At 42.3% G+C, this 12,272-nt stretch carries 15 protein-coding genes and 1 other RNA gene; 4 read left to right on the forward strand and 12 right to left on the reverse strand.

Going from position 1 to position 12,272, the window contains the following annotated elements; translation table 11 throughout:
• Positions 1-1,082, forward strand: a 1,082-nt coding sequence (locus CXF60_RS05960; protein WP_145990202.1) for an AAA family ATPase, incomplete at its 5' end; no start/stop codon positions are given.
• 65 nt (positions 1,083-1,147) lie between these two features.
• Here CXF60_RS05960 and CXF60_RS05965 read toward each other — a convergent pair.
• From CXF60_RS05965 to CXF60_RS05980, 4 genes are all read right to left on the reverse strand, one after another.
• Positions 1,148-1,348 carry a hypothetical protein gene (locus CXF60_RS05965; RefSeq protein ID WP_102091193.1) on the reverse strand — a complete coding sequence of 67 codons (201 nt, stop codon included), beginning with the start codon at positions 1,346-1,348 and terminating at the stop codon, positions 1,148-1,150.
• A gap of 130 nt (positions 1,349-1,478) precedes the next feature.
• Complete coding sequence (gene creC, locus CXF60_RS05970) at positions 1,479-3,269, reverse strand: two-component system sensor histidine kinase CreC (protein WP_102091194.1); 1,791 nt, start codon at positions 3,267-3,269, stop codon at positions 1,479-1,481.
• 16 nt (positions 3,270-3,285) lie between these two features.
• Positions 3,286-4,065 (reverse strand): response regulator, encoded by a 780-nt coding sequence (locus CXF60_RS05975; protein WP_102091195.1) that lies wholly within the window; start codon positions 4,063-4,065, stop codon positions 3,286-3,288.
• A gap of 232 nt (positions 4,066-4,297) precedes the next feature.
• On the reverse strand, positions 4,298-5,656 hold the full coding sequence (locus CXF60_RS05980) for a glycerophosphodiester phosphodiesterase family protein (RefSeq protein WP_180958098.1): 1,359 nt from the start codon (positions 5,654-5,656) through the stop codon (positions 4,298-4,300).
• Between the two features lie 445 nt (positions 5,657-6,101).
• Between CXF60_RS05980 and CXF60_RS05985 the strand changes: the two genes are divergently transcribed.
• The 3 genes from CXF60_RS05985 to CXF60_RS05995 all read left to right on the forward strand — a co-directional run bounded on the left by CXF60_RS05985 (position 6,102) and on the right by CXF60_RS05995 (position 8,564).
• On the forward strand, positions 6,102-6,773 hold the full coding sequence (locus tag CXF60_RS05985; protein ID WP_102091196.1) for an alpha/beta hydrolase: 672 nt from the start codon (positions 6,102-6,104) through the stop codon (positions 6,771-6,773).
• Positions 6,774-6,858: 85 nt separating this feature from the next.
• Positions 6,859-7,217: a transfer-messenger RNA gene (gene ssrA / locus CXF60_RS05990) on the forward strand.
• A 201-nt stretch (positions 7,218-7,418) separates the two neighbouring features.
• Entirely contained in the window at positions 7,419-8,564 is a 1,146-nt protein-coding gene (locus tag CXF60_RS05995) for a tyrosine-type recombinase/integrase (RefSeq protein ID WP_102091197.1), read from the forward strand.
• An 11-nt stretch (positions 8,565-8,575) separates the two neighbouring features.
• On the opposite strand, the gene CXF60_RS06000 is transcribed toward CXF60_RS05995, so the two are convergent.
• The 8 genes from CXF60_RS06000 to CXF60_RS06030 all read right to left on the reverse strand — a co-directional run bounded on the left by CXF60_RS06000 (position 8,576) and on the right by CXF60_RS06030 (position 12,233).
• Positions 8,576-8,776, reverse strand: a complete 201-nt coding sequence (locus CXF60_RS06000) for a hypothetical protein (protein ID WP_102091198.1) — start codon at positions 8,774-8,776, stop codon at positions 8,576-8,578.
• Positions 8,769-8,942 (reverse strand): hypothetical protein, encoded by a 174-nt coding sequence (locus tag CXF60_RS14395; RefSeq protein WP_180958099.1) that lies wholly within the window; start codon positions 8,940-8,942, stop codon positions 8,769-8,771. Before CXF60_RS14395 ends, CXF60_RS06000 begins: the two co-directional genes overlap by 8 nt.
• Before the next feature lie 11 nt (positions 8,943-8,953).
• Positions 8,954-9,349, reverse strand: a complete 396-nt coding sequence (locus CXF60_RS06005; protein WP_102091199.1) for a hypothetical protein — start codon at positions 9,347-9,349, stop codon at positions 8,954-8,956.
• A complete protein-coding gene (locus tag CXF60_RS06010; RefSeq protein WP_102091200.1) occupies positions 9,342-9,617 on the reverse strand; it encodes a hypothetical protein in 276 nt (91 codons plus the stop codon). Before CXF60_RS06010 ends, CXF60_RS06005 begins: the two co-directional genes overlap by 8 nt.
• A complete protein-coding gene (locus CXF60_RS06015) occupies positions 9,610-10,581 on the reverse strand; it encodes an exodeoxyribonuclease X C-terminal domain-containing protein (RefSeq protein ID WP_102091201.1) in 972 nt (323 codons plus the stop codon). The genes CXF60_RS06010 and CXF60_RS06015 overlap by 8 nt, the downstream gene beginning before the upstream one ends.
• Complete coding sequence (locus tag CXF60_RS06020) at positions 10,578-11,009, reverse strand: beta barrel domain-containing protein (RefSeq protein ID WP_102091202.1); 432 nt, start codon at positions 11,007-11,009, stop codon at positions 10,578-10,580. Before CXF60_RS06020 ends, CXF60_RS06015 begins: the two co-directional genes overlap by 4 nt.
• Positions 11,006-11,542, reverse strand: coding sequence for a hypothetical protein (locus tag CXF60_RS06025; protein ID WP_102091203.1), 537 nt, complete (start codon positions 11,540-11,542; stop codon positions 11,006-11,008). The genes CXF60_RS06020 and CXF60_RS06025 overlap by 4 nt, the downstream gene beginning before the upstream one ends.
• Before the next feature lie 139 nt (positions 11,543-11,681).
• Positions 11,682-12,233 (reverse strand): hypothetical protein, encoded by a 552-nt coding sequence (locus CXF60_RS06030; RefSeq protein ID WP_102091204.1) that lies wholly within the window; start codon positions 12,231-12,233, stop codon positions 11,682-11,684.
• Positions 12,234-12,272 lie beyond the last annotated feature (39 nt).

A 12,272-nucleotide genomic window follows, 5' to 3' on the forward strand; every position in this document is an offset into this window, starting at 1 on the left:
TACAGCAAAATAGAAATAATTTCTGGATTGAATATCACAATATTGCTGCAAAAGAATTTATATTTAATAACAAAGCTACTATCATCCAATATCATCAAGAATTTAAGTATAAACAATGGTTAAGCCATCTAATTAAACAGTTAAATACCTCGATAATATCTAAAAAAATCGGTGATATTATGACCGAAGAAGCTATTAATCTACAGCATGATGAGTTCATCGCTCATTTAAACTGTTTTAATTCTGAACTATCTAATAAAGTAAAGATTTCTAAAAGTAGAACGACTATAGGTCAAGCTTTCATGAAATGTAACTTCAGTGAAGTTAGCGACGATATGGGTACTATTCTAAGTGAAGGCGAACAACGTATTGTTTCACTCTCAAATTTCTTAGCAGAATGTACGATTGATAATAAATTAAATAGTATTATCTTTGATGATCCTGTTACTTCTTTAGATACGGATTATAGAGAGCTTATCGCAGTCAAATTAGTTAATTTAGCTCAAACTAGACAGATTATTGTACTGACGCATGATCTATCTTTTATGAGATTGCTTATGGATATTCATAAAACTGAGACCTCAAATGATTGTGAGATAATAGGAATTGATAAATATAATGGAGTAACAGGTATTGTAACAGATGAAATTCCATATTTAGCTAAGAATCTTCAGGAAAGAGTTGACTCAATCCAAAGAATAATCAGAGAGCATGACTCACTTTCAATCACAAATGCTCATGAGCGAGAAGTTAAATTAGACTCTGCTAGGAAAAGGTTCAGAATGCTATTAGAAAGGTCTGTCGAAGAAGTACTATCAAACCGTACATATGAACGCTTTTCAAAGAATATCAATTTGAAAAGAGGCTACTTATCAAGCTATGTCGTTACTGAGGAAACTGATATTAATTTCATATTAGGTTTGTTCGGTAAATATTCTATTACTGAACATGATGGAGGGATATCAACTATACCTAGGTTACCTAGTAAAACTGACATAGAAGATGATATTAGAGAATTTAGTTTGTGGAAAAATAGCTTCAAAGCTAAACTTAAAGCATTTAGAGAGGCCAGTGTGGGTTGATTTTTGATGAATCTTAATATTTTGAAGTTAATAAAACTTATTCCGATTTTAGATGACTGTAATCACTAAGCAGCTACTTGATAACTATCAATAGCTACACATTGCTGATGTCGAAATACCAATAATAACCGCTGACTAGGAATTGCTAGCCAATGACCAAACTCAATACTATCGACGCCTTGGCTCGTTAATGTCTGTGTACAGTGATGACGGCTAAGGCCGATTAGGTTATTGATAATAGGGTTATCCGTTAATTGATGTGACATAGATTTTCTACTCCTCATTTACTTTACGAATTTGAAGGTTCAACAGAACCTAGTGCTATCGTAAAACAAAGAAGTAGAAATCCTGTGTAGTCATGATGGAAAGTTGATGAACTGCTATAAGTGTTTATTTTCAAGCTAAGGGCAAGGTAATACTAACCATCACACCAGAACGCTGGTTTTTACTAATATCAGTGTTATCAGTGGCTTTATTATCATTGGCATGGACATTATTGAGGGCTACCTGACCACCATGATGTTCAATCACTTGCTTTACTAAGGTGAGTCCAAGGCCTGTGCCTTTCTTGAGCGTATTACTACTATGGTCAGTTTGCCTCGGCTCAGTCGTTGGATATACTGAGTCTGTACTTATGTTATTGATGTCTATTTGATTCGTTGTTTGTTCCATTGCTTGAGATGAGGGTTGGCTTTGATGAGACAAGCTAAAGTAACGCTCAAATGCTTTTGCGACAGCATATTCGGGTAGCAGCTTACCATCATTGAATATATCGATAGTGACGGTTCGAGCAGTGCTGTGTAGTGAAATACTAACAGTACAATTTGCAAAGTGTATCGCATTATCAAGCACATTTTGCAGTACCTGTATTAACCAAAACTGGTCAGCATACACACTAGTCGCTGCCAGTATTTCTACTGGCAAGTTTGCAATGTTGGTCACATTTTTATTATCAATATGTATATCGATAGGGTATAGATTCTGCTGTTGCTGCTTGGCCGTATTATCTCTGATCAAACTTTGCAAAAGCGGTAATAGGGGAGTCAGTTGTCGGTTGAGCTTAAAGGTAGGCTGTTCTACTTTAGCAAGCAACAGCAGACGGTCGATGAGCTGTTGCATCTTTACGCTTTGCTCACCAACCGTCTCAATGAGCATCTGCCGATCTTCATTATCCAGTTTATTGCCATCTAATCCATCGTCCTCTAACAGCTCGCTACTGGCACGTATCGCGGTTAAAGGGCTTTTTAGCTCATGGGTCAAAGTATGGACGTAATCGGTGACGTAAGCACGGTTTTCGAGTCGATGCTTCATGGTCTCGATGGTATCTGTCAGGCTATTTAATTCATGACCCAGATAAAAATAGGGCTTTTTGGTGTCTTCTGCCAGCGAGCTAGTATATTGAGTCACCAAAGTAATACTCTGTTTGAGCCACCATGCTACTAGACCTGCCAGTATAAGGGCAGCGATGCTGATAAGTAGTGCGGTAATGAGCATACGATTACGTGTGTCATCTAAATAAGGCAATACGCTAGCGACAGGCTTACCGACACTGACCACACCGATGATATCTCCAGACGGATTTTTGATGGGCTGAGCCACATACATGACCGAACCATCGCGCCGCTGATAATCTCGCAGCGTGCTTCTTGCGCCGTACTGTCCCTTTAAGGTGAGATAGACATCGTTCCAGCGCCCATAGTTTTGCCCTTCGTTATTATCAGGTTCGGGCAGGGAGTCGTAAATGACTATACCGCTACTGTCTGTCACGTATACGCGAAAGCTACTGTAGCTTTTGGTTTGATCGACAGGACTGAGCGTTTCATCCGTCGCTGGTATGCCGATAAATGCAGCATCAAGTTGCGCTTGATAACTCTCATCATATAGCTGCCCTGTAGATAACGGCACCTGTAGACTGGCCGCGAGTAATTTACTGGTGTCTAGTAGCGTGTCTTCGATGACTTGCTGCGCGGTTGGCTTAACGTAGCCAAACAACTGAGTAAACACCACCACGCCGCATATGACGAGCACCAACGCAACGGCTAGCCAAATTCTAAAAAATATACTTAAATTGAGCAGCCGTTTGCGTTTAGGGGCTTGCTGAGCAGTACCAATAGGATGCAGTTTGGCATACCAATTGCTTTGGTCGTTATGAATATCATTCTCAGCAGGATTGATTTTATTATTCATAAACTAGCAGCCACTGTTAAGCTGGACATAATGCGTAACCCAGTCCGCGATGCGTATGAATGACTTCAATACTCGTATCAACAGTCGCAAGTTGCTTACGAATCGACTTGATATGGCTGTCTATCGTGCGTGCCAAGCGGTGGTCAGGATAGTCACTTACTGCGCTAAGCAACTGCTCACGGCTAAAGACTTGCTGCGGCGCTTGTAATAGTGTCAGCAAAATTTTGCGTTCTGTATTGCTAAGCTCAAGCTTTTGCTCTTGCCACGTTAATGAATAGTTGAGCGGTTGATAATGCCAAACGCCAGATTGGTTCTCAAACGTTAACGCTTGTCCTGATAGATTATTCGAAGAAGTAGTATCAGTACTGTCACCTGAGTTTGTAGTATGAGAGCTTGACTGCTGAATTAGCTGTTCACGTCGCCAAATGGCTTTTAAACGAGCGACCAACTCACGTGGACTAAAGGGTTTTGCGCAATAATCATCACCGCCCATCTCCAATCCCAAAATCCGATCGACCTCATCGCTACGCGCGGTCAAAAACACGATAGGCAAATCTTTTAAGGCGTCGATATCAGGCGTATGACGTATTTGCTGACATAGACTCAAGCCATCACCATCTGGTAGACCTACATCCATAATGATCGCCGACAGATCTTGTGCTTCATGACTATGCAACATGGGTAACACGCTACTGGCATTATCCAACCAAGTTATCTGCCAGCCTTCGCGCTTACAGGTAACCTTAAGCGACATCGCGATCGCAGGATCATCTTCTACCAGTAAAATATGGGTCATAGTCTCTATATCGTCTTATAAGCTTAGTAAATTATCGTAGCACAAAACAGCAGGTTGCTTTTGCTGCCACGAGTTAAATGGTGTGAAAAGTTAATGGAAAAGTAGGGTGCTCAGTAGATAGTTTGTGATGTAATCACCTTAATACATTCAACAAAAAGGCCAGCTCAATAAATAAGTTGGCCTTGGTAACGAAGATTAAGCGTGGTTGTATATTAATAGACTAAGCGAAAATCTATTTAAGACCTTTGCAGTTAGCATAGTAGCTCACCGTAGCTGGCCAATCTGAAAAAATGCCTTGGACACCGACGTCCTGCGCTAGTACGTCAATATAATTCATCATATCACCATCATTGTTGATAGCATCACCAAGACCGCTATAGTACCAATCGCCACCATCGGTTAATGGTCCTGAACGCTCTATCGACCAAGTAATGATTTTTAGACCATTTGCTTTGGCTTGTCTTGCGTATTCTGATGGTTGCATATTTCCCTTACCATCAGTAGTGACTAACAACCAAAGTGCCGGAGCAATGGTGTTAATGCCACGTGCTTTGATATCAGCCAATGAGTGCTTCCAAGTGGTTGCGTCATCTTTATCAAATGTTTTACTCTTAGCGGTCTCATTGCTGTCATCAATAAGATAGACGGCATTAGCCCCATAAGCTGGCTCGTTTTTGATCCAGTAATCAAGATCTTCTATATTAAATGACTGGGCAAATACATCGCTTGCAGGTACATCCGCTGCCTTATAAGTATCTATCAGCTGTTGGCGGTAATCGTTCAAACGATAGCCGTTAAACGGCATGGTCACTGCAGGTGCTTTTAGCTCAGGCGTGTGCTTCATACCCAGCTTGCGAGCCAACGCGATATGCTCTTTCAAGGTTAACACTTTGCCGTTTTGCGAGTATAAGTCCGTTCGCCAAGGCGCGGTTGCATTCATATATTCACTAATACTGGTTGCTTTTTTATTGGCAGCATCCATCTTACCCGTCAAGGTTTTAAACTCAGTAACGCTAATGTCTGAGGTTCGGCATTCGATACTTTCGGCATTAGTAAGTTTGCCTTTAGCATCTAAGATGGGCGGTACGGTACATTGCTTGGCCAGCGGCGTGGCTAATATATTAGTAGTGGTGTGCAAATCGTTCTGGGCATGACGACAGACAAGCTCACCGTCATTGGTAAAAGCGACATCACATTCCAAGATGCCAGCACCCATTTGTGCTGACGCCACGTAGCTATCATAAGTATGTTCAGGCAGCTGTAATGGCGCACCTCGATGCGCAATAGAGAAATCTGTCTTACTTGGCAGTTGCCCTCTGCATGCCTGTAGCTCTTCTTTTAGTGGTCCCTCATCCATATCATTTATCAAATAAAACGGACGCACTCCATAGGTATATGCGACAGGTGAAGACGATTGCGGTTGCGCTGTCGATAAAGGGGCTTTTGATGTGAGCATTGAGCGGCTATCGGTAGTGCAGCCTACTATCAATAATGAGCTGATCAGCGTTAAAGGTAAGGCGAGATTCATCTTATTAACTTTAGCCAGCGTGTACTTACTCAGCTCAAGCGCTGATTTATTAGAAATTGTCATGTAAAATGTTCCTGCAAAATTATAAAAAAATCCCATCGGACGTATGGATAGGAATTGAAAAATTAACGTTTGACTATTGGTTGTTACTTGCCAAAAGAAGCTAAGGGTTATGCATTCTTGTAAAAGCTTAGCCTTGTAGGAAATTGGCCTTGTAAAACTTTAGCATTAATGCGGATACAATTGTAGGCACATGTACTAAAGAATAGACAGCTGACAGTATTTAAGCTTGATAGTTTTAAGCTTGATAGTACTGAGCTTATCGGTCGTAAAGTCATACGTGTCTTCTTATACTGTTCACATTTTCGCTACTGTCCGTTTGGTACCTCACTATTGACCATACTCTCAAACTAACAGATGATATTGACCATATAATGACACACACATTATCTTGGCAAAAAATATAGAAATGCTTAAGGCATCTCTCACTACATTATTAAGGATAACTATGAATAAATATCTAGACGCAGTCGTCGTTGAGCACAATCCCTCTCAAAAAAAGATAGATCGCGCAGTGATTTGGCTACACGGTTTAGGTGCTAGCGGTCATGATTTTGAGCCAGTGGTACCGCAGCTTGGGTTGGCTGATGATATGGCAGTACGTTTTATCTTCCCCCATGCACCTAAACGCCCAGTCACGGTAAATGGCGGCATGGTGATGCCAGCATGGTACGACATCATAGAGATGAGTCTGGAGCGTAAAGTAGATGTGGCTCAGATTGAAGAGTCTGCTCAGCAGATACAAGATTTGATCAGTCGTGAGATAGAGCGCGGCGTGTTACCAGAGCATATCGTTATCGCAGGGTTTTCACAGGGCGGGGCAGTTGCGTATCATGTGGCACTTGGCTATCCAAAACGTTTGGCTGGCTTGATGACGCTCTCTACCTACTTAGCAACCAATGACAATATTGAGTATAGTGCTGCCAATAAAGACATGCCGATTTTGATTGAACATGGTTCTCATGACCCAGTCGTGCCTGTCATCCTAGGTGAGCAAGCCCAGCAGTTATTGTCGGCAAAGGACTATAATGTGTCTTATAATACGTATCCGATGGCACATCAGGTCTGTATGCCGCAGATTCAAAATATCGGTAAATGGTTAAACATTGTTTTGGCGTAAATTATTAAGCTGTAACGTAATGTAATGCAGGCTACTTATAGGTTGAAACCTAACCGATATCTCCTATATAATAGCCAGTCTGATTGGGGATGTTCTGGCTTCGACGCTGGTGATGAAACTCAATGATGCATGTCGAGAGTGTATGTCCTCTCGTTAATCAAACATATATTGTTATAGTCGCAAACGACGAAACTTACGCTCTAGCAGCTTAAACCCTGCTTACTTAGTTGCTGATCACCTACAGTTGGTTAACTAAGTTGAAGCGTCCGCATGTAGGCTCGCCACAAGTGATTGTCTCAATTGCTTGGGTTCAAAAGTAGAGAATCGTCCAATCCATCCTGACTGTCGGATCGGTGCGGATTAAAACTAAAGACAGAAACTAAACATGTAGATTCATGAGCGTAATGCTGGCGGACGCGGGTTCAACTCCCGCCATCTCCACCAAATATAGTTAAGCATCGTTCGACATGGTTCGCCATAGTCAAACATAAAAACCTATCAAACCCCTTGAAACACAACGTTTCAAGGGGTTTTTTAGTGTCTAAGTCTGGGTTAGTTCGACATAGTTAATCATTGACAAGCATAGTCAAGCATGGCGATAATGCACACAACATACACACGTATTGACACACGGAATTGGCAATCATGATAACTAAAGACACTCAGATAAAGGCTCTTAAACCAGAGGATAAACGCTACTCAAAATCGTTGGGTGACGGGCTGTCTATTGATGTAATGCCATCTGGTAAGAAGTCATGGGTGCTTGCCTATGTTAAGGCTGGCAAACGCACACGAACCAAACTTGGCACCTATCCGGTTTTATCCCTCAAGGATGCTCGCACGCTGGCGCAAGAAATGCAGCGTCAAGCGATTATGGGCTACAACGACATACTGGTTGAAGACTTGGTGCAGGAGTGGCTATCTGTCTACAGTCCTGCTTGGACCAGTCAGAAGTATCACGATACCGTTGTGTACCGATTGGAGTTGGTCACACACCGCATTGCCAAAGTGAAAGCCAATGATGTGAATCGTGCCATGATATCGAACGAGATCAGTTTGCTTATCGCCAACGGCACTATTGAAACAGCTAATCGATGTCTACGCTTGCTTAATTCGTTGTTTGATTACGCACTGGCAAAAGACTATGTGCAGAACAATCCTTGTTCCTTGGTCAGCAAGATGATCCCATCACGTAAGGTCATCAACATGGCGTGTCTGCCTATTACTGAAATGCCAAAATTTTGGACAAAGCTCAATTACTTAGATATGCAGCACGAAACCAAGCAAGCAATCGCACTGTATAATTATCTTGCTTGTCGTCCTTCTGAGCTTGCAAAAGCAAGATGGGATAGTGGGGAGTTTGATTTAGAGAATGGAATTTGGCTGTTACCAGCGGATAGAATGAAAATGCGTCTTGAGCACATGATACCGCTTGCCGAAAAACCGTTGGAAATACTGCGTGACCTATATACCAATCGTACCAATGACGAGTTCGTATTCAAGAAAAAAAATAAGCCCTGGGAGCACATGCCGACGGAAACACCACTAGCAGCAATTAAGCGTGCTGCAGGTGCTGGCAAGATGACTACGCATGGTTTTAGGTCGCTACTATCAACGCATGCAAACGCTTCAAAAGAGTTTGATAAAGATGTTATTGAGCGCCACTTAGCGCACGTACCAGAAAACAAAGGCCGTTTTGCCTACAATCGCGCTGACTATTGGGATGAGCGCGTCCGATTGATGGAGTGGTGGGCTGATATTGTCACACCGTGGATTTATCATCAGGCATAAAAAAAGGCGCATTAAGCGCCTTCACCGTCTGGAATTTCAGCATCAGAAAATTCTACTTCCTTGATATGATCAACCGTTGTTTCTTTCCACCATTTCAATTGAGCATTGGTTCTGTCTGGTGGGTATTTATGCATGTAGTGTTTTTTAAAAGTACGTGGGTCCTTAAACCCACACTCATTCGCTACGTCTTTTAACGTCAACCATCTAATCATCGTTGTTCTCCTTACATTGTTCGTCATTTACCACATCGCGGTCAGCCAAGAATAAGCACCAACCATCCGCTAGACCTTCGGACAGTAAATCCGTTATCTGTTTGCGCTTAGGGTCATCGATATCATCAAAACCGATAACGATGGTATTTTTATATTTTTTGGTCACTTTGCATCTCACTATTGAAATTCAAAACCCATTTGCGCGTTAGACAGCGCAAAGGATTTGTAATGTTTAAAAATATCTTGCACAGCCGATTGCTCAAGCCAGATGCAATTCACGTTTAGATGAGCTTTGGCTTTGGATAGCTCGTTATCTACAAAGCCAATATTGTTCACGTAGCTGTCGCTAGATATCAGGAAGCTGTCTTGCTCTTCGCTACTCCAACTGCCGCTAAAGTAACGCCACAGTGAAACTTCTATCGTATCTTCGTCGTGAATATGAAAATACAGATCGTACTTATAATTGGTGGTAGGAATATGTAGTAACTGACTACCAATCGATAAGGGTGCTTGCTTAAAAAGCATTAAGTGATTAAAGTCAGAACAACCTGTTAGATGTTTAAAATCAGACATTAGACACCTCGTCTAAACATTCACGCGCATTCTTGATGTGAGCGCGTAACTTAATATTTTCGCCAGCTAAATTTTGAACCTTCTGACGTAGTGCGATTAAGTCTTGCTGGTCCTTCTTGCGTGCGACCTCATAATCATGACTGACCGCGCTTTCAATCATGTCGGCAAACTGCTTTGCACCCGGTAACAGGGTGCAACTTCCATCATCTTCTTTGCTTACCGCCATGAAACACGCTTTTGCCATTTTTACCAATCTTTCATCATTCATGAGGAAAAGCTCCTATATTGAAATGCTTGACGCACCAAGCTTTAGCGTCTTCTACCGTGTCAAAATAACCATCATCAACGACATGATCATCTGATTTTTTAATCGCAATGTAGGGCGCTGGCGCATCAGGTCTTGAGCAAATATGATAGCTATCACCATTATCAATCTCTGCTACAGCTGGCAGGCCGTATTGCTCATGCCGCCAATTCAATAACCGAATGTCTTTGATGGCTTTCTGACAAGCTTTGATTAAGTAAGGCTTGTCCTTGATGTTGTCGAACACCCAGTCAAAATACTCGCGATCTTTAGCGTGACAAGCCACTTCTTTTATGACTTTACCTTTGTGTTTGCCAAAATCAAAAATGATGGGCGTTCTGGCTTCCTCGCTGGCAAGATGTAGCTGTTCCATACTGGTGATGTTGCCTAGCTTGCATAGGTGCTCTAGCAGCCATAACGTAAAGGTGACATCCCAGCCAGCATTGTGAGCATTGCGACAATACTTACGTGCTAGCTCAGGGTTAATAGCGTAGGTGGGTGCGCCTAGTGAGTGACTATCCAAGTCGGGCAGCAATCGACGCGCCAGCGCTTGTGTGCAAATACCTTTGTACTGGCTAACATCGACGCCAGCATTAGCAGCGACTTGAATGTCAAAATCCACGTTATGACCTATGATGTAGGCTTCACCTTTTGGTAGATACATCGGTACCGCTTCTTTATGGCTCAACATACCTTTTAGATCGTGTTTTGTGATATGGCTGACCGCCATAGCACCATAACTTATCTGTCTATTAGGCTTGCAGAATAACCAGTTGCTGCAAGGCGGTGTTAGTGATGGCCCAGTAGGGAAATACTCACGCAAAGATTTATTAAAAAATTCAATGTGGGTATACCCAAGCTGTGTCGCTTCCGCTTCTTTGCTCACATCCGTTGCTTCAAAGTCGATAATCATTGCTGGCGTGTTCATGACACTTCGTCCTTATTGTTATTTTTCAGCACAAGATTGGCTATCGTTCCAAGCTCTACCATCGTAAGATTTTTTAAGGCGCCACCGCGCAATTGGTTAATGGCGTTCTTTATCTGGTATGCTAGATCCTGTTTGTCTTTTTCATGCTCATAGCAATCACTACTGGCGTATAGAGTTAAGTGGGAATCAAAGGTGTCTGCCTCGCGTTTCGAGTCAACATAAAACCTTCTATGAGCAAAATCTTTCAGCGTAAAATATCTAGTACCAACTTTTTCAACGGTCACAATCCTACGTATGGGAGGGGAGTTTCTTTGGCGCTCTGTTACGAATAAATCCTGACCAGCAATCGGTTTTTTCTTTAGGAAGCTTCGCTGAACTTCTTCCATTGCATCATTAGCGAAGTCGGACATTTCTTTTAGGTCGCTCATGCTTTTGACTCCTTTACAAATTCTTCAAACAGATAGTTATAATCGAAAGGTTGTGCCAAGCCCATGACTGGCGCCTTCTTCTGTTGCTCAGCCTGCAATACTTCCACGTCAATCTCTTTCGGGAATTTGGTCATATCCTTCTGAGCGCGAACAATAATGTAAGTTTTGCTCATATCCATAAGACCGCTACCACCGCGTGCTGCATCAACTGCCATGTTCGCCGCATCCGGTATCGTTTCCCTGCCGCCATAACTTTGATACTCGATAGTCGCGCAGTATCTATTACCATCATTCATAAAGACATGCGCTGTCACTACGAACATGCGTGGCTCATTCATAATCGTGGCGCGTAGCTTTCGGTCCAACCAATCGCCTTCGTACTCAGTGTGAATCCTAACTTCATTGCTGGTGAATGAATTGTTCAGCGGTATGCGCATAAAGCCTTCGTACATTTCTGGCTTACTTGCTTTAACCTGGTTCGCCTTTTTGACTGCCGCCTTCTTACGCTTATCACGGTTTTTAATCTTTGCCATGCTTTTTACTCCGTAGTAGTTGAAAATAGGGTGTTTAGGCTGGCAGTTGTCCTTTCAAACTAACCCCAGCGTCGTAGCCTTGGTAAGCCATCACCTCACCAACTAGCTGATACCAGTTGCCTAAACGATTGATGGTTGATTAAGAGACACCTTCGCTGAAATCTATTGCCATTTGCTTTGCATCTTCCATTGTTTCCGCTACCCACTCACCACGACCAAAATTACCAAAGGTTGATAATCTACTATTTGTAGTGCCTCTTAATTTTTCGTTTGGCACTTCATTGTTGTATTTCCAACTAATCTCGATAGTGTTAGCGTCAATTATTTTAGAGGTTGTCCATTCGTTGTATTCATCATCCCAAAAACTAAGCTCGTTAAGAGAAGCGTCCTCAATGTTTGCAGGTGTATAGTGACAATCGCCTTTTTCACACTTCGAGCCAACGGTAAAGCCGTAACAAGCCCTATGGCTCCAGCCAAACCACTTTTTATGCAACGGGCTAAACCCTACCCCATGCGTTAATTCGTCTGTTATTTCTAGGTCGGCAAGGAATTTAACATCATCCTCCATGCCTTCGAGGGTGATATAGCTACCGTCAAACTTGCTGATATATTTTTTCAGTCCATCCTCATTCCAAGGGTGGCTATTTTCTACAAGGTCCGCGACTTTCTCTAAATAACTTTGAATGTCCATTATCCTTATCCTTAAAATAAAAAATTAGAAGCAACTTAC

The organism is Psychrobacter sp. 4Bb (assembly GCF_002836735.1).
In the GTDB taxonomy this organism is placed as follows: Bacteria; Pseudomonadota; Gammaproteobacteria; order Pseudomonadales; family Moraxellaceae; genus Psychrobacter.